22 protein-coding genes are annotated in these 22,226 nt (G+C 68.7%); 13 read left to right on the top strand and 9 right to left on the bottom strand.

Features of this window, described 5'->3' with window-relative positions; genetic code table 11:
* The first annotated feature begins 7 nt into the window (after window positions 1-7).
* The 5 genes from ACSQ86_RS23375 (at window position 8) to ACSQ86_RS23355 (ending at window position 4,680) form a co-directional block, all read left to right on the top strand.
* Window positions 8-412, top strand: coding sequence for a Zn-ribbon domain-containing OB-fold protein (locus ACSQ86_RS23375; protein ID WP_436305257.1), 405 nt, complete (start codon window positions 8-10; stop codon window positions 410-412).
* Window positions 409-1,587 carry a thiolase gene (locus ACSQ86_RS23370; protein WP_436305256.1) on the top strand — a complete coding sequence of 393 codons (1,179 nt, stop codon included), beginning with the start codon at window positions 409-411 and terminating at the stop codon, window positions 1,585-1,587. Before ACSQ86_RS23375 ends, ACSQ86_RS23370 begins: the two co-directional genes overlap by 4 nt.
* Before the next feature lie 10 nt (window positions 1,588-1,597).
* Window positions 1,598-2,752: an acyl-CoA dehydrogenase family protein gene (locus ACSQ86_RS23365; protein WP_436305255.1), complete on the top strand. Its 1,155-nt coding sequence runs from the start codon at window positions 1,598-1,600 to the stop codon at window positions 2,750-2,752.
* A gap of 32 nt (window positions 2,753-2,784) precedes the next feature.
* Window positions 2,785-3,759 carry a Bug family tripartite tricarboxylate transporter substrate binding protein gene (locus tag ACSQ86_RS23360; RefSeq protein WP_436305253.1) on the top strand — a complete coding sequence of 325 codons (975 nt, stop codon included), beginning with the start codon at window positions 2,785-2,787 and terminating at the stop codon, window positions 3,757-3,759.
* A gap of 165 nt (window positions 3,760-3,924) precedes the next feature.
* Window positions 3,925-4,680: an SDR family oxidoreductase gene (locus ACSQ86_RS23355; protein ID WP_436309663.1), complete on the top strand. Its 756-nt coding sequence runs from the start codon at window positions 3,925-3,927 to the stop codon at window positions 4,678-4,680.
* Window positions 4,681-4,695: 15 nt separating this feature from the next.
* Here the strand turns inward: ACSQ86_RS23355 and ACSQ86_RS23350 are convergent, their stop codons facing one another.
* On the bottom strand, window positions 4,696-5,112 hold the full coding sequence (locus ACSQ86_RS23350; RefSeq protein WP_436305251.1) for a nuclear transport factor 2 family protein: 417 nt from the start codon (window positions 5,110-5,112) through the stop codon (window positions 4,696-4,698).
* Between the two features lie 2 nt (window positions 5,113-5,114).
* A complete protein-coding gene (locus tag ACSQ86_RS23345; protein WP_436305250.1) occupies window positions 5,115-6,725 on the bottom strand; it encodes a bifunctional 3-(3-hydroxy-phenyl)propionate/3-hydroxycinnamic acid hydroxylase in 1,611 nt (536 codons plus the stop codon).
* A gap of 140 nt (window positions 6,726-6,865) precedes the next feature.
* On the opposite strand from ACSQ86_RS23345, the gene ACSQ86_RS23340 reads away from it, so the two are divergent.
* The 8 genes from ACSQ86_RS23340 to ACSQ86_RS23305 all read left to right on the top strand — a co-directional run bounded on the left by ACSQ86_RS23340 (window position 6,866) and on the right by ACSQ86_RS23305 (window position 13,346).
* Window positions 6,866-7,975 (top strand): alcohol dehydrogenase catalytic domain-containing protein, encoded by a 1,110-nt coding sequence (locus ACSQ86_RS23340; RefSeq protein WP_436305249.1) that lies wholly within the window; start codon window positions 6,866-6,868, stop codon window positions 7,973-7,975.
* A gap of 13 nt (window positions 7,976-7,988) precedes the next feature.
* On the top strand, window positions 7,989-8,531 hold the full coding sequence (locus ACSQ86_RS23335; RefSeq protein WP_436305248.1) for a cupin domain-containing protein: 543 nt from the start codon (window positions 7,989-7,991) through the stop codon (window positions 8,529-8,531).
* Window positions 8,532-8,534: 3 nt separating this feature from the next.
* A complete protein-coding gene (locus tag ACSQ86_RS23330) occupies window positions 8,535-9,248 on the top strand; it encodes a GntR family transcriptional regulator (RefSeq protein ID WP_436305247.1) in 714 nt (237 codons plus the stop codon).
* 1 nt (window position 9,249) lies between these two features.
* The gene (locus tag ACSQ86_RS23325) at window positions 9,250-9,801 is read left to right on the top strand and encodes a VOC family protein (protein WP_436305246.1); all 552 of its coding nucleotides are present in this window, start codon (window positions 9,250-9,252) and stop codon (window positions 9,799-9,801) included.
* Window positions 9,802-9,850: 49 nt separating this feature from the next.
* Window positions 9,851-10,714: a fumarylacetoacetate hydrolase family protein gene (locus ACSQ86_RS23320; RefSeq protein ID WP_436305245.1), complete on the top strand. Its 864-nt coding sequence runs from the start codon at window positions 9,851-9,853 to the stop codon at window positions 10,712-10,714.
* Between the two features lie 68 nt (window positions 10,715-10,782).
* Window positions 10,783-11,751, top strand: a complete 969-nt coding sequence (locus ACSQ86_RS23315; protein WP_436305244.1) for a tripartite tricarboxylate transporter substrate binding protein — start codon at window positions 10,783-10,785, stop codon at window positions 11,749-11,751.
* A gap of 7 nt (window positions 11,752-11,758) precedes the next feature.
* A complete protein-coding gene (locus ACSQ86_RS23310) occupies window positions 11,759-12,337 on the top strand; it encodes an amino acid synthesis family protein (RefSeq protein ID WP_436293567.1) in 579 nt (192 codons plus the stop codon).
* A gap of 13 nt (window positions 12,338-12,350) precedes the next feature.
* Window positions 12,351-13,346: a zinc-dependent alcohol dehydrogenase family protein gene (locus tag ACSQ86_RS23305; RefSeq protein ID WP_436305243.1), complete on the top strand. Its 996-nt coding sequence runs from the start codon at window positions 12,351-12,353 to the stop codon at window positions 13,344-13,346.
* A gap of 8 nt (window positions 13,347-13,354) precedes the next feature.
* Here ACSQ86_RS23305 and ACSQ86_RS23300 read toward each other — a convergent pair whose 3' ends face one another.
* From ACSQ86_RS23300 to ACSQ86_RS23270, 7 genes are all read right to left on the bottom strand, one after another.
* Window positions 13,355-14,356 (bottom strand): cysteine synthase A, encoded by a 1,002-nt coding sequence (locus ACSQ86_RS23300; RefSeq protein WP_436305242.1) that lies wholly within the window; start codon window positions 14,354-14,356, stop codon window positions 13,355-13,357.
* 79 nt (window positions 14,357-14,435) lie between these two features.
* The gene (locus ACSQ86_RS23295) at window positions 14,436-15,914 is read right to left on the bottom strand and encodes an NAD-dependent succinate-semialdehyde dehydrogenase (protein WP_436309662.1); all 1,479 of its coding nucleotides are present in this window, start codon (window positions 15,912-15,914) and stop codon (window positions 14,436-14,438) included.
* 8 nt (window positions 15,915-15,922) lie between these two features.
* Entirely contained in the window at window positions 15,923-17,011 is a 1,089-nt protein-coding gene (locus ACSQ86_RS23290) for a tartrate dehydrogenase (RefSeq protein ID WP_436309661.1), read from the bottom strand.
* Window positions 17,012-17,022: 11 nt separating this feature from the next.
* Window positions 17,023-18,651: an ABC transporter ATP-binding protein gene (locus ACSQ86_RS23285; RefSeq protein WP_436307370.1), complete on the bottom strand. Its 1,629-nt coding sequence runs from the start codon at window positions 18,649-18,651 to the stop codon at window positions 17,023-17,025.
* Entirely contained in the window at window positions 18,651-19,520 is an 870-nt protein-coding gene (locus ACSQ86_RS23280; protein WP_436306342.1) for an ABC transporter permease, read from the bottom strand. The genes ACSQ86_RS23285 and ACSQ86_RS23280 overlap by 1 nt, the downstream gene beginning before the upstream one ends.
* Before the next feature lie 52 nt (window positions 19,521-19,572).
* Window positions 19,573-20,529 carry an ABC transporter permease gene (locus ACSQ86_RS23275; protein WP_436309660.1) on the bottom strand — a complete coding sequence of 319 codons (957 nt, stop codon included), beginning with the start codon at window positions 20,527-20,529 and terminating at the stop codon, window positions 19,573-19,575.
* 40 nt (window positions 20,530-20,569) lie between these two features.
* Window positions 20,570-22,195 carry an ABC transporter substrate-binding protein gene (locus ACSQ86_RS23270; RefSeq protein WP_436309659.1) on the bottom strand — a complete coding sequence of 542 codons (1,626 nt, stop codon included), beginning with the start codon at window positions 22,193-22,195 and terminating at the stop codon, window positions 20,570-20,572.
* Window positions 22,196-22,226 lie beyond the last annotated feature (31 nt).

The raw sequence follows: 22,226 nt of genomic DNA, 5'->3' as shown, positions 1-22,226 counted from the left end.
GACGCGCATGACGACACCGACCATCGAAGAAGGCGCCGGCAGCGTGCAGGCCTTCCACCAGGGCGAACTGGACGCCGGCCGCTTCCTCGTGCAGCGCTGCAGCGAGTGCAGCCGCCATGTGTACTACCCGCGCGCGAGCTGCCCGCACTGCGGCAGCGCGGCGCTGGAATGGAAGATGCCCAGCGGCCTCGGCACCGTGCATGCCGTCACCACCGTGCGGCGCAAACCCGCGGATGGAGGCGACCTCAACGTCAGCCTGATCGATCTCGACGAAGGCGTGCGGCTCATGAGCCGCGTGGACAACCTTGCGCCCGAAGCGGTGCGCATCGGCCAGCGCGTCAGGGCGCGGGTGCAGGTGAAGGACGGCCGCGGGCTGGTGCTGTTCGACGTCGTCGAAGGAGCCGCTGCATGAGCGTCGGACTCAAAGCCCTGCGCGGCAGCGCCGCGATCGCCGGCGTCGCCACCTTCGGCTGCGGCGAGACGCCCGGCTTCACCGACATGGAACTGCTGGCGCGCTCGGCACGCGCGGCCGTGGCGGATGCGGGTCTCGCAATGAGCGATATCGACGGCCTGTGCACCGCGAGCGCGTCGGCCGCGATGTGGGCCCTGCCGGTGGTCGAATACCTCGGCCTCAACCCGCGCTACATCGACGGCACCATGCTGGGCGGCAGCAGCTTCATCGCGCACCTGCTGCCTGCGATGCAGGCGATCCGCTCCGGCCAGTGCAGCGCAGTGCTCATCTGCTATGGCAGCGCCCAGCGCAGCGCCGCCTTCGGCCGGCGCGAGATCGTGGCGGCACGCCGCTTCCTCGACCCGCAGCCCTACGAGCATCCCTACGAGCCGATGCTGCCGGTGTCGGCCTATGCGCTGGCCGCCTCGCGCCACATGCACGAGTTCGGCACCACGCGCGAGCAGCTCGCCGACGTGGCCGTGGCGGCGCGTGCGTGGGCCCGGCTCAACCCCGAGGCCTTCATGCGCGAGCCGCTCACGCGCGAGGAGGTGCTGGGCGCCCGCATGGTGTCGGATCCGCTGACCGTGCGCGACTGCTGCCTGGTCACCGACGGCGGCGGCGCCTGCGTGCTGGTGAGCGCCGAGCGCGCGCGCGACCTGTCGAAGAAGCCGGTCTACGTGCTGGGCAATGCGACCGCGGTGTGGAACCGGCAGATCTCCTCGATGGCGGATCTCACCGTCACCGCGGCCAGCCAGTCGGGCCGCGAGGCCTTCGCGATGGCGGGGCTCGCGCCCAAGAACATCGACGTCGTGCAGCTCTACGACGCCTTCACCATCAACACGCTGCTGTTCCTGGAAGACCTGGGCTTCTGTCCCAAGGGCGAGGGCGGCCGCTTCGTTGCCGGCGGCGCCATCGCGCCGGGCGGCCGCCTGCCGGTCAACACCAACGGCGGCGGCCTGTCCTGCGTGCACCCCGGCATGTACGGCATCTTCGCGCTGATCGAAGCCGTGCGGCAGCTGCGCGGCGAATGCGGCGAGCGCCAGGTGAAGAACGCGCACACCGCCATCGCCCATGGCAACGGCGGCATGTTGTCCAGCCAGGCCACCGCCGTTCTCGGCACGGCCGAAGCGCTCTGAGGAACCGACCATGATTCGCGACCCGCAAACCCTGCAAGCCCTGCTCGACGCCGTCGAGCGCTTCGTGCGCGAACGGCTGGTGCCGGCCGAAGCGCAGGTGGCCGAGACCGACGAGATCCCCGACGACATCGTGCGCGAGATGAAGGCGCTCGGCCTGTTCGGCCTGACCGTGCCCGAGGAGTTCGGCGGCCTCGGCGTGACGATGGAAGAGGAGGTGATGGTGATGCTGGCCATGGGCCAGACCTCGCCCTGCTTCCGTTCGCTCTTCGGCACCACGGTGGGCATCGGCTCGCAGGGCATTCTGTTGGACGGCACCGAGGCGCAGAAGAAGAAGTACCTGCCGCTGCTCGCGACCGGCGAGCTGATCGCCTCCTTCGCGCTGACCGAGCCCGATGCCGGCTCCGACGCGGCCTCGCTGCGCACCACGGCCATCCGCGAGGGCGACCACTACATCGTCAACGGCACCAAGCGCTTCATCACCAACGCGCCGCATGCCGGCATCTTCACGCTGATGGCGCGCACCGATCCGCAAGACAAGGGCGCGGGCGGCGTCTCGGCCTTCATCGTGGAGGCGAACACACCGGGCATCAGCATCGGCCGCAAGGACCGCAAGATGGGCCAGCGCGGCGCCCACACGGCCGACGTCATCTTCGAGAACTGCAAGGTGCCTGCCGGGCAGCTGATCGGCGGCCGCGAAGGCCAGGGCTTCAAGACCGCGATGAAGGTGCTGGAGAAGGGCCGCATCCACATCGCCGCCATCTGCGTCGGCGTGGCCGAGCGCATGCTGCGCGACGCGCTGAACTACGCCATCGAGCGCAAGCAGTTCGGCCAGCCCATTGCCGAGTTCCAGTTGGTGCAGGCGATGCTGGCCGACAGCCAGGCCGAGATTTACGCCGCGCGCTGCATGGTGATCGATGCGGCGCGCCGGCGCGACGAGGGCCGCAACGTCTCGACCGAGGCCTCCTGCTGCAAGCTGTTCGCCTCCGAGATGTGCGGCCGCGTCGCGGACCGCGCGGTGCAGATCTTCGGCGGCGCCGGCTACATCGCCGACTACGGCATCGAGCGCTTCTACCGCGATGTGCGCCTGTTCCGCCTGTACGAAGGCACGACGCAGATCCAGCAGATCGTCATCGCCCGCAACCTGGTGCGCGAAGCGATGCGTTGAGTTTTTCCCCACCCACCCGAGGAGACAAGACCATGAAGACATCGAAGATGCGAAGACTCTGCATTGCCGCCGGCCTGGCCGCGCTGCTGGCCGCGCCGGCCGTGGCGCAAACGGCCTATCCGAGCCAGCCGCTGAAGCTGATCGTGCCGTACCCCGCCGGCGGCGCCACCGACACGCTGGCGCGCACCATCGGGCAGAAGCTGCAGGAAGCATGGGGACAGCCCACGCTGGTGGAGAACCGGCCCGGCGCCGGCGGCACCATCGGCAACGCTTTTGTCGCCAAGGCGCCGGCCGACGGCCACACCCTGCTCATCGCCATCACCGCGCTGATCCAGCAGCCGATGCTGATGGAGAAGCTCCCCTACGATCCGCTGAAGGACCTGGCGCCCGTCACCATGATCGCGCGCAGCCCGAGCATGCTGGCCGTGCCGCTGGACTCGCCCGCCAAGAACCTGAAGGACTTCATCGCGATGGTGAAGGCCAGCCCCGGCAAGTACAACTTCGGCAGCTACGGCGCCGGCACCTCCTCGCATATCCAGGGTGCGCTCCTGAACATGCAGGCCGGCATCGACCTGGTGCACGTGCCCTTCCAGGGCGCCGCACCGCTGGCGACCAACCTGGTCGGCGGCCAGCTGGCCTCGGCCTTCATCGACAGCGCCAGCGCCCGGCCGCACCTCAAATCCATGCGCCCGCTGGCAGTGACCGGCACGCAGCGCATGCCCGGGCTGCCGGAGGTGCCCACCTTCGCCGAGCTGGGCTACCACTCCTTCGATCCCTACGGCTGGTTCGGCGTGTTCCTGCCGGCCGCGACGCCGGCGCCGGTGGTGCACAAGCTCTCGGACGAGATCGACCGCATCCTGCGCCTGCCGGAGGTCACGGCCAAGATCGAGGCGCTGGGCCTGCAGGTGGGCGGTGGCAAGCCGGAAGAGTTCCAGAAGCTCGTGCGCACGGATGCCGCCATCTACGCCAAGATCATCAAGGACGCCAATATCCGGCTCGCGCCCTAAGCCTGCGCGCGCGGCGCCGAGGCGCCTACGATCTGCCCGCATGAAGAACGCATACGACTGCGAGTGTCACAAACCCGCGCTGCGAGACGTCTTATAAACATGGACGGCCGCATGGGGCGACCGTCCAGTGGGTTGACAGACAAGATGAACGGAAAGGACTTCATCATGAAAATCGCAGTCATCGGCGGCAGCGGGCTCATCGGAACAAAGCTGGTGAAAAAGCTGCGCGAGCGAGGCCACGAGGCAGTCGCCGCCTCGCCCTCGGAAGGCGTCAATACCCTGACCGGAGAGGGCTTGGCCCAGGCCCTGGCAGGCGCGCAAGTTGTCGTGGATGTGGCGAACTCGCCCTCGTTCGAGGACGCCGCGGTCCTGAACTTCTTCGAGACCTCGGGCCGCAACCTCCTTGCTGCGGAAGAGGCGGCCGGCGTCGGCCACCACGTTGCGCTGTCGGTCGTGGGCACCGAACGGCTGCTTGAAAGCGGCTACTTCCGCGCCAAGATGGCGCAAGAGAACCTGATCAAGGCGTCGCCTGTCCCCTACACCATCGTGCGTGCGACGCAGTTCTTCGAGTTCGCCGGAAGCATCGCCCACACGAGCGCCGAAGGAGAGACGGTCCGGCTCTCGCCGGCGCTCGTGCAGCCCATGGCGGCGGAGGACGTTGCAGAGGCGCTGTCGGAGGTTGCGCTCGAAGCGCCGATCAACGGCATGCTCGAGATCGCCGGGCCTGCGCCGTTGGGCCTGGACAAATTCGTCGGCCAGTTCCTGAGCGCCACCGGAGAGGCTCGCAAGGTGGTCACCGATCCCGCCGCGCTCTACTTCGGCACGGCGCTGGACGATCGATCGCTCACCCCGGGCAAGAGCCCGCGCCTCGGCAAGACCACCTTCGCGGACTGGCTCAGCCGGCCCAAGGAAGCGCGATAGGGCGGCCGACGGCGATCACGTTTCTTGTGTGATGCTCATCTCGAGCGGCGTGGTCTGGAATGCCAGCTGCCGCCACTGGCCGTCCTCCTGGACCCAGACCTGCATCACGCGCGAGTCGATGCGCACGGTACCGCTGCCATCCTTGCGCACAGCGACCAGCAGTTGGCGGCCCGTCATCAGGGCGGTGCTGCCCAGCACCTGGACCTTGAGCTCCGACCGGTCGATCTGCCGGTAGTCGACGTGCGTGCCGCCGGCGCGGAAATAGCTTTCGTAGCTGTCGGTCTGGCCCTTGGCGTGGACGTGCGTGAGTCCAGGATGAAGGATCTCGCGCAGCCGTGCGAAGTCGGCTCGCTTCATCGCCTCGCAGCGCTGGGTTTCGAGATCCAGCAGCAGCGACGCGGTATCGGAGGGCGTGAGTGGGTTCTGGGTCATGGTCAATCCAGCATCAAGGCGTGGGTGGCGGTCGAAGCGATTGCTAGCGCGATGCGGGCGCGTTCGAGCAGCGCCTGCGCGCCGTCGAGATCGGCGGCGACGCCGTAGACGATGTGGTCCGGGCGCACGAGCGCCGCGCCGCAGTCCTGCGTTTCGAACCAACGCGCGATGACGCCATCGGCCTCTGCGAGGCCAACCAGGCCCTCGACATCGTCGGCATCGCACAGGCAGACCGCTTTCGCATGCAGGGCCCGGAGACCGGCGGCCAGGCGGTCGAACTGTTCGTGGGAAGGCGCATCGCGCAGGAACAGCAGGAAGCCGCGGGGCAGCAGGTCGTCCATCATCTGCGCGGCGCCCTGCGGGCCGAGCCGTCCCACCGCCTGAGGGAAAGGCGTGCCTGCGGCGCCGTGTTCGCCGTCGATCAGGCCGTGGCGCACGCCGGGCAGAAGGCTCTGGCGCAACTGCATCCTGACCTGGCCGCCTTGCTGCTCGCGCAGGCCGCGATCGCGCTGGGCGGCGCGTTCGGCGTCGCGCTCGCAGATGATCTGGCCCAGGCGCTTGACCGTCCGGGTGGTTTCCTCGACCTGCGGGCCGCGCTCCGTGCCGTAGCTGTCCAGCAGCGTGTCAGGCGCATCGCCCTGCAGCACCCAGTCGAGCTTCCACGCCAGGTTGACGGCGTCGCGCAGGCCTTGGCACATGCCCTGCGCCAGGAAGGGCGGCATCTGGTGCGCCGCGTCGCCGGCCAGCAGCACGCGTCCCTGCCGCCACTGCTCGAGGACGACCGCGTGGAAGCGGTAGGTCGCGGCCCGCCAGATGCGCGCCTCGTGCGGCGCGAGCCAGGGCGAGAGCAGGGTCCAGATCGCGTCGTGCGGCATCTCGCGCTGCCCCGCCTCGTGCGGCAGCAGCAGGAATTCCCAGCGCCGGTGCGTGCCCGGCCCCACCACGTAGGTGCAGGGGCGAGCCGGGTCGCAGTACTGGATGTTGGTGGCCGGCAGGCGATCGAGCGTGTCCTCGTTGACGTGCATGTCGACCACGATCCAGGGCTCGTCGAACTCCAGGCTCTTCAGGCCGAGGCCGAGCTGCTTGCGCATGGGGCTGGTGCCGCCGTCGCAGGCGACCACGTAGCGCGCCCGCAGCTGTGCCGGCGTGCCGTCCGGCGCCCGCGCGGACAGCATCGCGTACCCGCCTTCTTCCTGCACCGACGTGACTTCATGGCCCAGGTGGACCGACACCGACGGCATCTCGCCCACGGCGCGGCGCAAGGAGGCTTCGAGCGCCGGCTGGTTGAAGGTGTACGAAGGCGCCCAGGCCAAGGGGTAGGGCGAGGGGCCCATGTCGAAATGCTGGATCGGCTTGCCATCCGCGCCCTGATAAATCGTGGGGCGATAGGGCGTCATGTGGGGCGCCAGCGCGCCCGCGATGCCGATCTCCTGGAAGGTGCGCAGCGCCTCGTGGTCCAGCGCGAAGGCGCGCGGCAGCGGATAGATCTGATCGGACTTGTCGAAGACGGCCACGCGCCGGCCACGCCGGCCGAGCAGCGCGGCCAGCGATGCGCCGACCGGGCCGAAGCCGATGACGGCGACATCGACGGGCTCGCCGAAGGATTGATTCACTCGTTGTCTCCAAATGCAGGAAGACAAAATTGTGCATAAAAATAGATATTATGCACCGAGGGTTCTCCCGGATGGCATTCGTCATCGCGACGCAGAAAAATGCACAAAACCAGATTTGTGCATTCAACAAGGAGACGCCAATGTCGATGATGAAAGCCGCCCGACTTCACAAGGTCGGCGCACCGATGGAGATCGAGCAACTGCCCATTCCACAGCCCGCCGCCAACGACGTGCAGGTGAGGGTGCATGCCTGCGGCATCGTGCCGAACTTGGGCAACATCCTGGCGAACTGGACCACCTGGTTCCCCGAGCTGCCGCTGCCGCCGCTGCCCGCCGTGTTCGGGCTGGATCCTGCCGGCGAGGTGACGGCCGTCGGCTCCCACGTCCATACCTGGAAGCCGGGCGACCGCGTGTACGTGAACCCGAGCCTGTACTGCGGCGGCTGCCGCGCCTGCCGCAACGGCGACCTGATCAACTGCACGCACTACGCCTTCAGCGGCTACTTCGGCTTTTCGCAGAACTCGCTCAAGCTCTACAAGAACTATCCCTATGGCGGCCTGTGCGAGTACATGATCGCGCCCCAGTACGCGCTGGTGAAGCTGCCCGACAACGTGAGCTTCAACCAGGCCGCGCGCTTCGGCTACCTGGGCACCATGTACTCGGCGATGCGCAAGGCGAAGGTGGGGCCCGGCCGCAGCGTGCTGATCAACGGCATCAGCGGCACGCTGGGCATCGGCGGCGCGCTGTTCGGCCTGGCGATGGGCGCCACGCGCATCCTCGGCACCGGCCGCAACAAGGAACTGCTCGAGCGCGTGAAGGCGCTGGCGCCGGACCGCATCGAGGTCTTCTCGAACGCCGACGGCGAGGCCATCGACACGTGGGCCAAGGCGCGCACCGACGGCCTGGGCGTGGACACCTTCATCGACGCGCTGGGCCCGGGCGCGCCACACGAGACCCTGCAGCAGGGCATTCGCGCGCTCAAGCGGGGCGGTCGCGCCTTCAACATCGGTGCCATCGCGGGCATGGTGGGCATGGACCTGCACACCATGATGGACGAGCAGCAGAGCATCGAGGGTTCGGCCTGGTTCACGGCCGGCGAAGGCCAGGACATGGCCGACATGGCCGAAGCCGGAACGCTCGACCTCTCGGTGTTCGAGCATGTCTGCTATCCGCTGGACCGCATCAACGAGGCGATCTCGGGCATCGCGACGCGCAACGGCGGCTTCAGCAACTTCGTCATCAACCCCTGAACGGCGGCGCACCATGAAGATCAGACGCGTAGTGGCCGGCACCGGCGCCGGCGGCAAGTCCCAGCTGTTCTCGGACGCGGCGGCGCCGCGCAGCTTCGAGTTCGATTCGGTTCCAGGCTTTGCGGCGGCACTGCTGTGGTCCACCGAGGCGGGCGACACGGTGGGCCTGGGCGTTGCCGCCGATCGCAGTCCGCAGGTCGGCTTCGTTCCTGCGGAGGGCGGGACGCGGCTGATGTTCGTCACCTTTCCGCCCGACGCGGTCATGATGCGCGCGGACTTCGATGCGGCGGCCTTCGGCGCCGAGTTCGCGGCGCGCGTGCCGGGCCTGGCCGAAACCTTCGAGCCCGAGCATCCCGGCATGCACACCACCGACAGCATCGACTACGACGTGGTGCTGGAAGGCGAGATCACGCTGGAACTCGACGACGGCGTGCAGGTGCCGCTGCGCCGGCACGACGTGGTCGTGCAGCACGGCAACCGGCATGCGTGGCGCAATCCCGGCGACCGGCCGGCGACGATGCTCTTCGTGCTGATCGGCACGCGGCGCAAGGAGTGATCTATGCATAACATCGCCGCCATGCACAAAAACGAATCCATGGACTACACCCCCACCCTCGTCGAACAGGCCTTCGGGCGCTTGCGCCAGGACGTGCTTACGGGAACCTTCGCCGCGGGCGCCAAGCTCAAGCTCGACGAGCTGCAGACCGTCTACGGCTTCTCGAGCAGCCCCTTGCGCGAAGCGCTCAGCCGCCTCGCGCAGGAGGGCCTGGTGCGCGCCGACGAGCGCCGGGGCTTCCGCGTCGCGGCGATATCCGCCGAGGACCTGGCCGACATCACCCGCATGCGCGTGATGCTGGACGTGCCGGCGCTGCGCGAAGCGATCGCGCACGGCGACGATGCGTGGGAAGCCAGCATCCTGGCCGCCTTCCACCGCCTGGAGAAGGTGGAGTCGCGCCTCGGCGATGGCCCGGTGGTGCTCGACGACGCATGGAGCGAGCTGCACCGCGCCTTCCATCTCGCGCTGGTCGCCGCCTGCCCCTCGGAGCGCCAGCTCAGCTGGAGCGCCAGCCTGTTCGACCAGGCCGAGCGCTACAGGCGCTTCTCCGCGCGCTTTCGCAAGACGGCGCGCCGCAAGTCGAACGAGCACCGCAAGATCATGGACGCGACCCTGCGGCGCGACGCCGACACCGCCTGCGCGATGCTGGAGGAACACATCCTCAGCACGCAACGCAACGTGCAGGCCGCCCTGAAGGCGGCGGAAGCCGAGGCCTAGGATGCTCAAGGTCAGCCGGCCCACGCCCTCGCATTTCGGCATCTTCGTTACCGACCTGGAACGGATGGTGGCCTTCTATACCGAGACCTTCGAGCTCACGATCACGGATCGCGGCGTAGGCAGGACGTTCAAGAACGAGCTGGTCTTCACCAGTGCCAGCCCCGACCAGCACCACCAGCTGGTGCTCGCCTCCGGCCGCCCCGCGGAAGCGACCTTCAGCACCGTGATGCAGATCTCCTTCGTGGTGCCGAGCATCCAGCATCTGCGCGACATCTCTGCGCGTGCCGAAGCGCGGGGCGCGACCCAGATCCGCGGCCTCAACCACGGCAATGCGCTGTCGGTGTACATGCTCGATCCCGAAGGCAACACGGTCGAGATCTACATCGACACGCCGTTCTACGTCTCGCAGCCGCATGGCGATCCGCTGGACCTGTCCAAGGACGACGAGACGCTGATGAGCGAGACCGAAGCGATCTGCCGCCGCGACCCCAGCTTCATGCCGCTGGCGCAATGGCAGGCGCAGTTCCAGGCGAAGGCGCCGGCCGCGGCCTGAGCGCGCCGTTCCACCTCTCTTTTTTTCCTCTCTTCTTCTTGGAGTTCCTATGAAGCTTTTGTCCTTTGTTCTGCAAGGCCGCGAAACCTGGGGCGCCGTCGTCGGCGACAGCGTCGTCGACCTGGGCCGGGCGATGCCGCAGCATGCGAGCCTCGCCGACTACATCGCCTCGGGCGAATACACGCAGGCCTCGCAGCATGTCGAGGGCCTGGCCCCGGCCGCGAAGCTGGCCGACATCCGCTTCCTGCCGGTGATCCCGCGCTCCGAGAAGATCATCTGCGCCGTGCGCAACTACATGGACCATCACCAAGAGGTGCTGGCCGCGGGCATGCAGCGCGAACTCTCCGAGCAGCCGCCCATCTTCCTGCGCGTGTGGCGATCGCAGTGCGCGCACAACGAGCCCATCGTGCGGCCGCGGGTGTCGGAGTCGCTCGATTGGGAAGGCGAGCTCGCGGTCATCATCGGCAAGGGTGGGCGCGACATCGCCGAAGCGGACGCCTTCGACCATGTGGCCGGCTATGCCTGCTACAACGACGGCAGCGTTCGCGAATGGCAGTTCCACGCCAAGCAGATCGCCTCGGGCAAGAACTTCGAATCCACCGGCGGCTTCGGCCCCTGGATGGTGACCGCGGACGAGATCGAGCCCGGCCGCCAGCTCAAGCTCGAGACGCGGCTCAACGGCGAGGTGGTGCAGTCCAGCCACACGGGGCACATGATCTTCAGCATCCCGAGGCTGATCAACTACGCCTCGACGATCTTCACCCTCACGCCCGGCGACGTGATCGCGACCGGCACGCCGGCCGGCGTCGGCTGGAGCAAGAAGCCGCCGCGCTTCATGAAGGCCGGCGACGTCTGCGAGGTCGAGATCGAGGGCATCGGCGTGCTGCGCAACCCGATCGTCGACCAAGACTGACGCGCGGCGTCCGACCACTGCTACCGCCAAGCACGGCAGCGACCCCACAACAAGACGGAGACACACCCATGCGGCGCAGACAGCTGGTCGGCGCGGGCCTTGCCTTGGCCTGCGCGGCACCTTTCACGGTTCACTCGCAGGACTTCCCGGATCGGCCGATCAAGATCGTCCAGGGCTTCGCAGCCGGCGGCAATGCCGACACCATCGCCCGCGTGGTCAGCACGGAGATGAGCAAGGGCCTGGGCCAGCCCTTCGTCGTGGACGCGCAGACAGGGGCCGGCGGCACCATCGCGGCGGCCACCGTCGCGCGCGCCAAGCCCGATGGCTACACGCTGCTGCTGGCCACCGGCGGACATGCGGTGGCGGGGGCACTCTACGGCAAGCTGGGCTACCAGACCGTGTCCGATTTCCAGATGATCTCCACCATCACCTACTTTCCCTTCCTGCTGGTGGTGCGCGCCGATTCGCCGTATCGCAGCCTCACGGAGCTGCTCGCCGCCGCGCGTGCCGACGCGCGCAGCCTGTCGTACGGCTCTGCCGGCATCGGCTCGACGCACCACCTGGCGGGGGAGCTGCTGGTCAAGAGCGCGAAGGTCGAGCTGCTGCACGTGCCCTACCGCGGCGACGCCGCCTCGGTGACCGCGCTGCTCGGCGGTGAAGTGCCGCTCATCGTCGCGCCGCCGACGGCCGTGATGGCCAATATCAAAGCCGGCAAGCTGAGGGCGCTGGCGACCACCGGTGCGCAGCGCTGGGCCGCGATGCCGGAGCTGCCCACGGCGGCGGAGCAGGGCGTCGCCGGCTACGACGTGCGCTCGTGGGCCGGCTTCATGGCGCCCGCCGGCACGCCGCGCCCGGTGGTCGAGCGCCTGCGCGCCGAGACCCTCAAGGCGCTGCAGGTCCCGGGCGTTCGCGCGCGCCTGGAAGACATGGGCGGCGAGGCGCGCGCAAGCACGCCGGAAGAAATGACGGCGATGGTGAGTTCCGAACTCAAGAAATGGACCGCCGTCGTCAACGAAGCACAGATTCCCAAGCAGTGAGGTTCGTATGTCCCTGATCGAAATCCGCAAGCGCAGTCTCACCATCGAGACCATCCATCACGAGGGCGGCCCGCCGGTCGACGAGCCGCTGAAACTGGCCGCGGCCTGCGCGGTGATCCGCAACCCCTACGCCGGGCGCTATGAGCCCGACCTGATGCCCTTCATGGCCGAGCTCCGCACGCTGGGGACTTCGCTGGCGACGGAGCTGGTCGAGGTGCTGGGCCGCGACAAGGTGGAGGTCTACAGCAAGGCCGCCATCGTGGGTGTCAACGGCGAGCTGGAGCATGGCGCCGTGTGGCATGAGGCGGGTGGCTGGGCCATGCGCTCGGTGCTGGGCGAGCCGAAGGCGATCGTGCCCTCGGCCAAGGCGGTGGCCGCCACCGGCTACCGGCTGATGGTGCCGCTGCACTACATCCACGCGGCCTATGTGCGCAGCCACTACAACAGCATGGAAGTCGGCATCCAGGATGCGCCGCGGCCCAACGAGATCCTGTTCGCGCTGGTGATGGGCACGGGTGGCCGGGTGCATGCCCGGCTGGGCGGCCTGAGCAAGGAAACCGTGACCGTGCACGACGGCCAACGCTGAGATGCAAAGCCTCATGCGCGCCGTGCAAGTCAGAAACCCCGGCGGTCCGGAGGCGCTGGAACTGGTCGAGCTGCCGATGCCGGTGTGCAAGCCCGGCGAGGTGAGAGTCCGCGCCGAGGCGATCGGCGCCGGCGGACCCGACGTGCTGATCCGCAACGGCACCTACAAGTGGATGCCGCCGCTGCCGGCCATTCCCGGCAACGAGATGGCCGGTACCGTCGAGGCGCTGGGCCCCGGCGTGACGACGCTGCAGGTCGGCCAGCGCGTGCTGGTCAGTTCGCGCGAGCTGCCGCAGCGCGGCGGCTGCTATGCGGAGTTCATCTGCGTGCCCGAGGAAGCGCCTTTCGTCCTGCCGGACAGCATCGCGTTCCAGGACGCGGTCAGCCTCGGCAATGTGCAACTGGCGCAGGCGATGCTATTGGCCTGCAACGGCGGCCTGCCGGTGCGCTCGATCCTCGTGCCGGGCGCGGCCGGCGGCGTGGCCACCGCGCTCGTTCAACTCGCGGCGCACCACGGCATGACCGTGATCGGCACCGCCTCCACGCCCGAGAAGCGGGCGCATGCGCTGGCGCACGGCGCCAGCGCCATCGTCGACGGCGATCCGGCAGGGCTGCCCGATCGCGTCTTCGAGCGGACCGAGGGGCGTGGCGTGGACTTGGCTTTCGACCACGTGGGCGGCGAGCTGCTGATCGCCTGCATCCGCTCGCTGGCGCCGCTGGGCACCGCGATCTCCTACAACATCGCGGGCGGGCCGCCGGCGCGCGATGTGTTCATGGAACTGCGCTCGCTGTTGAGCAAGAGCCTGGCGGTCAGGACCTTCTCCATCCACACCTTCGACGCCGACCGGCAGCAGCGGCGCGCGCTGATGGACAAGGCCATCGGGCTCATGAGCCAGGGGGCGGTGCGGGCTCCGCCGACTCGCGTGTTCCCGATGGGCGAGGTTCAAAAAGTGCATCGCATGCTCGATGCCGGCGAGTCGCTGGGCAAGCTGGTGCTCGCGCCGCGATAGGCCCCGGCTCACGCAAGCCAGGCCGGAACCGGAAGATTCTTCTCGCGCAGGAAGGCCGGGTTGTACAGCTTCGACTGGTAGCGCGAACCGGAGTCGGCCAGGATCGTCACGATCGTGTGCCCCGGCCCGAGCTCGCGTGCCAGGCGGATCGCGCCGGCCACGTTGATGCCGCTGGAACCGCCCAGGCACAGGCCTTCCTCGCGCAGCAGGTCGAACAGCACGGGCAGCGCCTCCTGGTCCTCGATCTGGTAGGCGTCGTCGAACGAGGTGCCTTCCAGGTTGCCCGTGATGCGGTTCTGGCCGATGCCTTCGGTGATCGAGCTGCCGGTGCTGCGCAATTCGCCGTGCTTGATGTAGTGGTACATCGCCGCGCCCATCGGATCGGCGGCGGCGATCACCACACCCGGCTTGCGTTCCTTCAGGTACTGGCCGACGCCGGCCAGCGTGCCGCCGGTGCCGATGGAGCAGATGAAGCCGTCGATACGGCCGTCCGTCTGCTGCCAGATCTCGGGGCCGGTCGAGCGGAAGTGGCCGTCGCGGTTGGACAGGTTGTCCCACTGGTTCGCATAGAGCACGCCACGGGGCTCGCTGCGCGCGAGCTCGGCGGCGAGGCGTTCGGCCACGTGCACGTAGTTGTTCGGATCGCTGTAGGGCACCGCGGGCACCTCGCGCAGCTCGGCGCCGTACAGGCGAAGCGCATCCTTCTTTTCCTGGCTCTGTGTCTGCGGGATCACGATCACCGTGCGGTAGCCGCGCGCGTTGCCCACCAGCGCGAGGCCGATGCCGGTGTTGCCGGCCGTGCCCTCGACGATCACGCCGCCCGGCTGCAGGTCGCCGCGCGCCTCGGCATCGAGCACGATATAGAGCGCCGCGCGATCCTTCACCGATCCGCCGGGATTCATGAACTCGGCCTTGCCGAGGATCTCGCAGCCGGTCAGCTCGGAGGCCTTGCGCAACCTGATGAGCGGTGTATGGCCCACCGCGTGGGTGAAGCTTTCACGCACGTCCATGATGAACGAGGATATTCCGCGCTTCCGGCCTTTCCGGTTCGCGCGGCCTGCATCGGACTACGTGCAGAAAGGTCTTTCGCTAGAGCTGCCCCTGGCACAGGTACTTGATGTGCATGTAGTCGTCCAGCCCGTGCACCGAGCCCTCGCGGCCGTAGCCGGACTCCTTCACGCCGCCGAAGGGCGCGGCCTCTGCCGCCAGGGCGCCTTCGTTGATGCCGACGATGCCTGATTCCAGCGCCTCGGCCACGCGCCAGATGCGGCGCACGTCGGTCGAGTAGAAGTAGGCCGCGAGCCCGAAGGGCGTGTCGTTGGCGGCGGCGATCACCTCGGCTTCGCTGTCGAAGCGCGTGACCGGCACCACCGGTCCGAAGGTCTCTTCGCAGCTGCATTCCATGGATGCGTCGGCGTTCACCAGCACGGTGGGGGCGAAATAGTTGGGGCCGTCGCAGCGCGCCGAGCGCAGCCGCTTGCCGCCGACGACGACGCGCGCGCCCTTCTCGACGGCATCGCGCACATGGCGCTCGATCTTCTCGACCGCACGCGCGTTGATCATCGGGCCGATCTGCGAATCGGGCTCGGTGGCCGGGCCGACCTTGAGTGCGCCGACCCGTGCGGCCAGCTTGTCGACGAAGGCGTCATGCACCTTGGCTTGCACGAACACGCGGTTCGGGCAGACGCAGGTCTGGCCGCCGTTGCGGAACTTGGCCGCCATCAGGCCTTCGACGGCGGCATCGATGTCGGCGTCTTCGAAGACGATGAAGGGCGCATTGCCGCCGAGCTCGAGCGACAGCTTCTTCAGCGTGTCGGCCGAGGCGCGCGCGAGATGCTTGCCCACCGGCGTGGAGCCGGTGAAGCTGATCTTGCGCACGCGCGCATCGGCCAGCCACACGTCCACCACCTCGGGCGTGCGTTCGCGCGAGGCGGTGACGATGTTGAGCACGCCCGCCGGCACGCCGGCCTCCTCGGCCAGCTTGACGAGCGCGAGCGAGGTGAGCGGCGTGTCCTCGGCGGGCTTGCACACCACGGTGCAGCCGGCCGCGAGCGCGGGGGCGATCTTGCGGGCGATCATCGCGGCCGGAAAGTTCCACGGCGTGATCGCGGCGACCACGCCGACTGGCTCCTTCAGCGCGAGCATGCGGCGGCCCGTCACCGGCGCGGGGATCACATCGCCGTTGGCGCGCGTGGCCTCCTCGGCGAACCATTCGACATAGCTGGCCGCATACGCCACTTCGCCGCGCCCCTCGGCCAGCGGCTTGCCCTGTTCGCGCGAGACCAGGCGGCCCAGGTCTTCCTGGTGCGCCAGCATGAGGTCGTTCCAGCGCTTGAGGATCTGGGCGCGCTGCTTCGCCGGCACCGCGCGCCAGGCGGGGAAGGCGGCATGCGCGGCATCGACCGCGGCGCGCGCGTCGGCGGCGGTGCCGTCGGGCACGCTGGCGAAGACGGCATCGGTGGCGGGGTCCGTCACGTCGAGGCGGCGTCCATCGCTCGCCGCGCGCCATTCGGCGCCGATGAGGTGGGTGCCGGGCATCAGGTCCTGGCGTTCGAGGGTCAGTGTCATGGTCATGATCAGGAAGCTGAAACACGCTCGGCGATCGCCATGCCGAGCTCGGTGGTGGATGCCGTGCCGCCGAGGTCGCGCGTGCGCGGGCCCTCGCGCAGCACCGCCTCGATGGCGCCGAGGATCGCATCGTGGGCGGCGCGGCCCGCGCCCTGGCCTTGGGTGAGGAAGTCCAGCATCAGCGCCCCCGACCAGATCATCGCGATCGGGTTGGCGATGTTCTGGCCGTAGATGTCGGGCGCCGAGCCGTGCACCGGCTCGAACAGCGACGGGAACCTGCGGTCCGGGTTGAGGTTGGCCGAAGGCGCGAGGCCGATGGTGCCGGTGGTCGCGGGGCCGAGGTCGGAGAGGATGTCGCCGAACAGGTTGCTCGCCACCACCACGTCGAAGCGCGTGGGCTGCAGCACGAAGCGCGCGGACAGGATGTCGATGTGCTGCTTGTCGACCGTCACCTCGGGGTAGTCGCGGCCGATCGCGTCGGCGCGGCCGTCCCACCAGGGCATGCTGATCGCGATGCCGTTGCTCTTGGTGGCCACCGTCAGGTGCTTTCTCTTGCGCGCCTGGGCGAGCTCGTAGGCGTACCTCAGCACGCGGTCGGTGCCGTGGCGCGAGAAGACCGATTCCTGGATCACGATCTCGCGCTCGGTGCCCTCGTACATCACGCCGCCGAGCGAGGTGTATTCGCCCTCGGTGTTCTCGCGCACCACGAGGTAGTCGATGTCGCCGGGCTTGCGGCCGGCCAGCGGGCAGGGCACGCCTTCGAACAGGCGCACCGGGCGCAGGTTGATGTACTGGTCGAATTCGCGGCGGAACTTCAGAAGCGACCCCCACAGCGAGACGTGGTCCGGCACGGTGGCGGGCCAGCCGACGGCGCCGAAGTACAGCGCGTCGACGCCCTTCAGTTGCTCCTTCCAGTCGTCCGGCATCATCTGGCCGTGCGCGGCGTAGTAGTCGCAGCTGGCCCAGTCGATGGTGCGGCAGTCGAGCTCGAAGCCGAAGCGCTCCGCCGCGGCCTGCACCACGCGCAGGCCTTCGGGCATCACTTCCTTGCCGATGCCGTCGCCGGCGATCAGTGCGATGCGGAATGTGGGTGTCATGTCTGTCTCTTTCATGTTGCGAGGGCCGTCTTGCGGTCCATGTCGTCCAGCCAGCCCTGGCGCAGCTCGGGCACCGAACGGGCCAGCAGTTCGTAGTAGGGGTGGTGCGGCCCGCGCTCGTAGTCGCAGCGCGCCACCTGCGCGAGCTTGCGGCCGTGCTGCATCACGACGATCTCGTCGCACACCGCGCGCACCGTGTGCAGGTCGTGGCTGATGAACAGGTAGGACACGCCGAGCTCGCGCCTGAGCTCCGCCATCAGGTCGAGCACCGCCGCGGCGACCACCGTGTCGAGCGCGGAGGTCACCTCGTCGCACAGGATCAGGTCCGGCTCGGCCGCGAGCGCGCGTGCGAGGTTGACGCGCTGCTTCTGCCCGCCCGAGAGGCCGCCCGGCAGGCGGCCGGCCACCGAGTGCGGCAGCTGCACGAGCTCCAGCAGTTCGCGGATGCGGCGTTTCAGCGGCTCGCCGCGCATGCCCTTGTAGAACTCGAGCGGGCGCGCCAGGATGCGCTCGATGGTCTGCGACGGGTTGAGCGCCGTGTCGGCCATCTGGAACACGATCTGGATGCGGCGCAGCTCGTCGCGGTCGCGCTGCTGCAGCGTCGGCTTGAGCTCGCGGCCGCGGAACAGCACGCTGCCATGGCTGGGCTTCAAGAGGCCGGCGACGGCCCGCGCCAGCGTGGTTTTGCCCGAGCCCGACTCGCCGATCACGCCGATCGCCTGGCCGCGGTGGAGCTTGAGGTCGATGTCCTGCAGGATCGGCATGGCCGGACGCCCCTGCGCATCCACCGGGCCGTAGCCGGCCGAGAGCTGCTGCACATGGAGCAGCAGCTCGGGGTCGTCGTTCGCCGCCTTGCCCGATTCGCGCGTTGCCGGCCGCGCCGCGGCCAGCAGGCACTTCGTGTACTCGTCGGCCGGCGCCGTGAGGATGGCTCCGGTCGCATTCAGCTCGCGCATGTGGCCGTTGCGCAGCACCAGGATGTGGTCCGCCATCTGCGCCACCACAGCGAGATCGTGGCTCACGTACACCGCGGTGGCGCGGCGCTCGCGCACCACGCGGCGGAAGGCGCGCAGCACCTCGATCTGCGTGGTCACGTCGAGCGCGGTGGTCGGCTCGTCGAGGATCACGAGCTCGGGGTCGCCGATCAGCGCCATCGCGGCCATCAGCCGCTGCAGCTGGCCGCCGGAGACCTGGTGCGGGTAGCGCGCGCCGATGGTTTCCGGATCGGGCAGCGCCAGCTCGCGGAAGAGCTGCACCGCCTTCGCCTCGGCCTCGGCCCGCTTGCACAGGCCGTGGATGACGGTCGGCTCGACCACCTGGTCCATGATCGTGCGCGAGGGATTGAAGGAGGCGGCCGCGCTCTGCGCGATGTAGGAGACGGTGCGGCCGCGCAGCGCGCGCTGCTGCGCCGCATCGAGCGCCAGCACGTCGGTGTCGCCGATCTGCACGCGGCCGGCCGAGATGCGGCAGCCGTGGCGCGCATAGCCCATCAGCGCCAGCGCGGTGGTGGTCTTGCCGGAGCCCGACTCGCCGATCAGCGCCAGCACCTCGCCGGGCTGCACGGAGAAGCTCAGGCTGTCGACCAGCGTGTTCGCGCCGGCGCAGATGCTCAAGCCCTGGACGGTGAGTGGTGCGCCCATCAGCGTGCTCCTCTTTCGCGGGCGGTGCGCCCCGGCAGGTTGTCGATGACGAGGTTGACCGCGATGGTCAGGCTCGCGATGGCCAGTGCCGGCACGATCACCGAGGCGCCGCCCATGGCCAGCGCGCCGATGTTCTCGCGCACCAGCGAGCCCCAGTCGGCCGCCGGCGGCTGGATGCCCAGGCCGAGGAAGCTCAGGCTCGCCAGCAGCAGCACGACGTAGACGAAGCGCAGGCCCAGGTCGGCCAGCATCGGTCCGACGATGTTGGGCAGGATCTCGCGCAGCATGATGTAGAGCGTGCCTTCGCCGCGCGTGCGCGCCACGGTCACGTAGTCGAGCGCATTGATGTTGACGGCCAGCGAGCGCGCCATGCGGTAGGCGCCCGGCACGTAGATGATGCCCGCCGTGACGACCAGCATCGGCACCGAGGAGCCGAAGCCCGCCACCATGATGAGCGCGAACATCTTGCTCGGGATCGCGGTCAGCGTGTCCAGGCCGCGGCTGAGCACCGCGTCGATCCAGCGGCCGCTGGCGGCGGCCAGCAGCGCCAGCGTGGTGCCGGTGCCGCTGGCCAGCAGCGTGGCAAACAGCGCGACGCCGATCGTGTAGCGCGCCCCCTCGATGATGAGTGCCAGCATGTCGCGGCCCAGGTAGTCGGTGCCGAGCCAGTGCTTCGCGCTGATCGGCGCGAAGACGTTCGAGGTGCCCATGGCCGCCGTGCTGTGCGAGAGCAGCCAGGGGCCGAGCAGCGCTGCGAGCAGCCAGAACAGCAGTACCGCGAGGCCGAGCAGGCCGGAGGGGCCGAAGCCGCCGAGCCGGCGCAGCGGGTTGCTTCGACGCTCGGGTGGCGGGGCCGCGACGGAAGCCATGGCGTTCACGGCCGAGGTGGAGGTGGAGGTGGAGGTTTCCATGGAACTGGCCTCAACGGTGCCGCAGCCGCGGGTTGGCGAGGATGCCGCAGATGTCGGCCGTCGTCACCAGGATCAGGTAGGCGCAGCAGAAGATCATGGCGCAGGTCTGCACCAGCGGCATGTCGCGCTGCGAGACGCCGTCGACCATCAGCTTGGCGATGCCCGGGTAGTTGAAGATGGTCTCGACGATGATCACGCCGCCGAGCAGGTACGACAGGCTCAGCGCCACGGCGTTGGCGATCGGCCCTACCGCATTGGGCAGCGCATGCGCCAGCACCATGCGCATCGGCGAGGCGCCCTTGAGCCGCACCATCTCGATGTAGGGCGCCTCGAGCTGGTCGATCACCGCGGCGCGGGTCATGCGCATCATCTGCGCGACGATCACGCAGCACAGCACCAGCACTGGCATGGCGAAGGCGCGCAGCATCTGCCCGACCGACTCGATGTCGTTGACGAAGGAGAGCGCCGGCAGCCAGCGCAGCTGGACCGCGAACACCAGCACCGCCAGCGTCGCGACCAGGAACTCCGGCACCGACACCACGCCGACCGCCGAGGTCGAGGCCACGCGGTCGAACCATGAGCCGCGCCACATCGCCGAGGCGATGCCGAGCGCGAGCGCGATCGGCACCGAAAAGAGGGCGGCGACCGCTGCGAGCAGCAGCGAGTTGGGCAGCCGGCTGGCGACCAGCTCGGCCACCGGCATCTGCGTGGCCGTCGAACGGCCTGGGTCACCCGTCACCATACCGAGCAGCCACTTCGCGTAGCGTTGGGGCGCCGGCACGTCCAGGCCCATCTGCGCGCGCAGCGCGGCGACGGCCTCGGGCGTGGCGTCCTGCCCGAGCTGTTCCTGCGCGGCATCGCCGGGCAGCACCGCGGTGATCGAGAAGACGATCACCGACACCGCCAGCAACGACAGCAGCGCCAGCGCGATGCGCTGGGCAAGAAGCTTGAGGATTACATGGTTCATCTCGGTGCTCCGTGGGGCGAGGCGAACGGCCGGGGAGGCGTCATGCCTCCAGCCATACGTTCTCGGCGAAGTTGTAGCCCATCAGGCCGCCCAGAGGGATGGGCGACAGGCCCTTGAGCTTGGACGTGTGGCCGTCGATGCTGGCGAGGAACAGCGGGATGCCGATGCCGGCATCCTGGTGGATCATGGTCTGCATGTCGGCGTACATCTGCTTGCGCTTGGCCAGGTCGGTCTCGGCGCGCGAAGCCAAGAGCAGCTGGTCGAACTTCTCGTTCTTCCAGCGCGACTCGTTCCAGGCCGCGCCCGACTGGAAGAACTGCGTCAGCAGCACGTCGGCGCTCGGGCGCGGGTTGACGTTGCCGAAGCCCACATGGCTGTTGAGCCAGTGGTTCGACCAGTAGCCGTCGGCCGGCATTCGCTTGATGTCGATCTCCAACCCCGCGCGCTGCGCCGTCTGCTGCAGCAACAAGGCCATCTCCACCGAGTAGAGCGCGGCTGGCGATGCCACCATCGGCACCTTGCCGGTGACGCCGGACTTCTGCAGGTGGAACTTGGCCTTGTCAAGATCGAAAGGACGCTGCGGCAGGCCGGCAAAATGGAACCGGTTGGTCGGGTCGATCGGCTGGTCGTTGGCAACCACCGCGTAGTCGAGCGCAATGGTCTTCTTCATTTGCTCGCGGTCGAACAGGTGCTTCATCCCAAGCACGAAGTCCGCATTGGTGCCGGGCCCCACGTCCTTGCGCATCACGAGATCGGAGTACTGGCCGGACTGGGTGACGAAGATGCCGAAGCCGGGCGTGCCCTTCACGCGCTCGACCGAGCGCGGATTGACTGAGCCCACAAGGTCCATGCCGCCCGACAGCAGCGCGTTGACGCGCGCGCTCTCGTCGCCGATGCCAACGAACTCGATCTCGTCCAGATAAGGCTTTCCGGGCTTCCAGTAGGCGTCGTTGCGCACCACCAGCGAACGCACGCCGGGCTTGAACTCCTTGAGCTTGTAGGGGCCGGTGCCGATGCCGGCGTTGAAGTCGGTGGTGCCTTCCTTGACGATGTGGAAGTGGAAGGTGCCCAGGATCACCGGCAGGTCCGCGTTCGGCGCGCTGAGCACGAAGGTCACTTCGTTCGGGCCGGTGGCCTTGGCGCTGTCGATCTGGTCGGCGAGCACCTTGGCCTTCGACGCCGTGGCCGGGTCCTTGTGGCGCATGACCGAGAACACCACGTCGGCCGGCGAGAGCGGCTTGCCGTCGTGGAAGGTCACGCCCTTGCGCAGCGTGAAGACCCAGGTCTTGGCGTCCTTGGTCGTGAACGATTCGGCCAGCGCGGGCTGCGGCGTCAGGCTGCCGTCCAGCGAGGTCAGGCCGTTGTAGATCATGTTGCCGCGCGAGTAGTCGGTCTGGTTCGACTGCTTGGCCGGATCGAGCGTGTCGGTCGCGGCGGCGGTCGCGCCGGCCACGCGGATGCGCCCGCCCTTCCTGGGCGTCTGCGCATGCGCGGACATCGCCGCGCCCGCAATGCCGCCGGCCAGCGTGGCCTGCATGCCGCCGGCCATCAGCATCGCGAGGATGTCGCGCCGCGAGGCGCCGCGCTTCAGCGACTCCATCACGCGAAGGCTTTCGCTGGGACCGACGAGGTTTTCGAAGCTTTTGTTGCTGCTGCTGTCGCTCATGGTGGGGTACTCCTCTGGTTGTCGATGAAGA

Source organism: Variovorax sp. LjRoot130 (assembly GCF_964253755.1).
Taxonomy (GTDB): Bacteria; Pseudomonadota; Gammaproteobacteria; order Burkholderiales; family Burkholderiaceae_C; genus Variovorax.
This window is presented reverse-complemented; position numbering and strand designations above follow the sequence as displayed.

What these genes read in the sequence shown, in the direction of transcription:
- ACSQ86_RS23375 (WP_436305257.1), top strand. Translation starts at nt 8, where the DNA reads ATGACGACACCGACCATCGAAGAAGGCGCCGGCAGCGTGCAGGCCTTC.
- ACSQ86_RS23370 (WP_436305256.1), top strand. Translation starts at nt 409, where the DNA reads ATGAGCGTCGGACTCAAAGCCCTGCGCGGCAGCGCCGCGATCGCCGGC.
- ACSQ86_RS23365 (WP_436305255.1), top strand. Translation starts at nt 1,598, where the DNA reads ATGATTCGCGACCCGCAAACCCTGCAAGCCCTGCTCGACGCCGTCGAG.
- ACSQ86_RS23360 (WP_436305253.1), top strand. Translation starts at nt 2,785, where the DNA reads ATGAAGACATCGAAGATGCGAAGACTCTGCATTGCCGCCGGCCTGGCC.
- ACSQ86_RS23355 (WP_436309663.1), top strand. Translation starts at nt 3,925, where the DNA reads ATGAAAATCGCAGTCATCGGCGGCAGCGGGCTCATCGGAACAAAGCTG.
- ACSQ86_RS23350 (WP_436305251.1), bottom strand. Translation starts at nt 5,112, where the DNA reads ATGACCCAGAACCCACTCACGCCCTCCGATACCGCGTCGCTGCTGCTG.
- ACSQ86_RS23340 (WP_436305249.1), top strand. Translation starts at nt 6,866, where the DNA reads ATGTCGATGATGAAAGCCGCCCGACTTCACAAGGTCGGCGCACCGATG.
- ACSQ86_RS23335 (WP_436305248.1), top strand. Translation starts at nt 7,989, where the DNA reads ATGAAGATCAGACGCGTAGTGGCCGGCACCGGCGCCGGCGGCAAGTCC.
- ACSQ86_RS23330 (WP_436305247.1), top strand. Translation starts at nt 8,535, where the DNA reads ATGCATAACATCGCCGCCATGCACAAAAACGAATCCATGGACTACACC.
- ACSQ86_RS23325 (WP_436305246.1), top strand. Translation starts at nt 9,250, where the DNA reads ATGCTCAAGGTCAGCCGGCCCACGCCCTCGCATTTCGGCATCTTCGTT.
- ACSQ86_RS23320 (WP_436305245.1), top strand. Translation starts at nt 9,851, where the DNA reads ATGAAGCTTTTGTCCTTTGTTCTGCAAGGCCGCGAAACCTGGGGCGCC.
- ACSQ86_RS23315 (WP_436305244.1), top strand. Translation starts at nt 10,783, where the DNA reads ATGCGGCGCAGACAGCTGGTCGGCGCGGGCCTTGCCTTGGCCTGCGCG.
- ACSQ86_RS23310 (WP_436293567.1), top strand. Translation starts at nt 11,759, where the DNA reads ATGTCCCTGATCGAAATCCGCAAGCGCAGTCTCACCATCGAGACCATC.
- ACSQ86_RS23305 (WP_436305243.1), top strand. Translation starts at nt 12,351, where the DNA reads ATGCGCGCCGTGCAAGTCAGAAACCCCGGCGGTCCGGAGGCGCTGGAA.
- ACSQ86_RS23300 (WP_436305242.1), bottom strand. Translation starts at nt 14,356, where the DNA reads ATGGACGTGCGTGAAAGCTTCACCCACGCGGTGGGCCATACACCGCTC.
- ACSQ86_RS23295 (WP_436309662.1), bottom strand. Translation starts at nt 15,914, where the DNA reads ATGACACTGACCCTCGAACGCCAGGACCTGATGCCCGGCACCCACCTC.
- ACSQ86_RS23290 (WP_436309661.1), bottom strand. Translation starts at nt 17,011, where the DNA reads ATGACACCCACATTCCGCATCGCACTGATCGCCGGCGACGGCATCGGC.
- ACSQ86_RS23285 (WP_436307370.1), bottom strand. Translation starts at nt 18,651, where the DNA reads ATGGGCGCACCACTCACCGTCCAGGGCTTGAGCATCTGCGCCGGCGCG.
- ACSQ86_RS23280 (WP_436306342.1), bottom strand. Translation starts at nt 19,520, where the DNA reads ATGGCTTCCGTCGCGGCCCCGCCACCCGAGCGTCGAAGCAACCCGCTG.
- ACSQ86_RS23275 (WP_436309660.1), bottom strand. Translation starts at nt 20,529, where the DNA reads ATGAACCATGTAATCCTCAAGCTTCTTGCCCAGCGCATCGCGCTGGCG.
- ACSQ86_RS23270 (WP_436309659.1), bottom strand. Translation starts at nt 22,195, where the DNA reads ATGAGCGACAGCAGCAGCAACAAAAGCTTCGAAAACCTCGTCGGTCCC.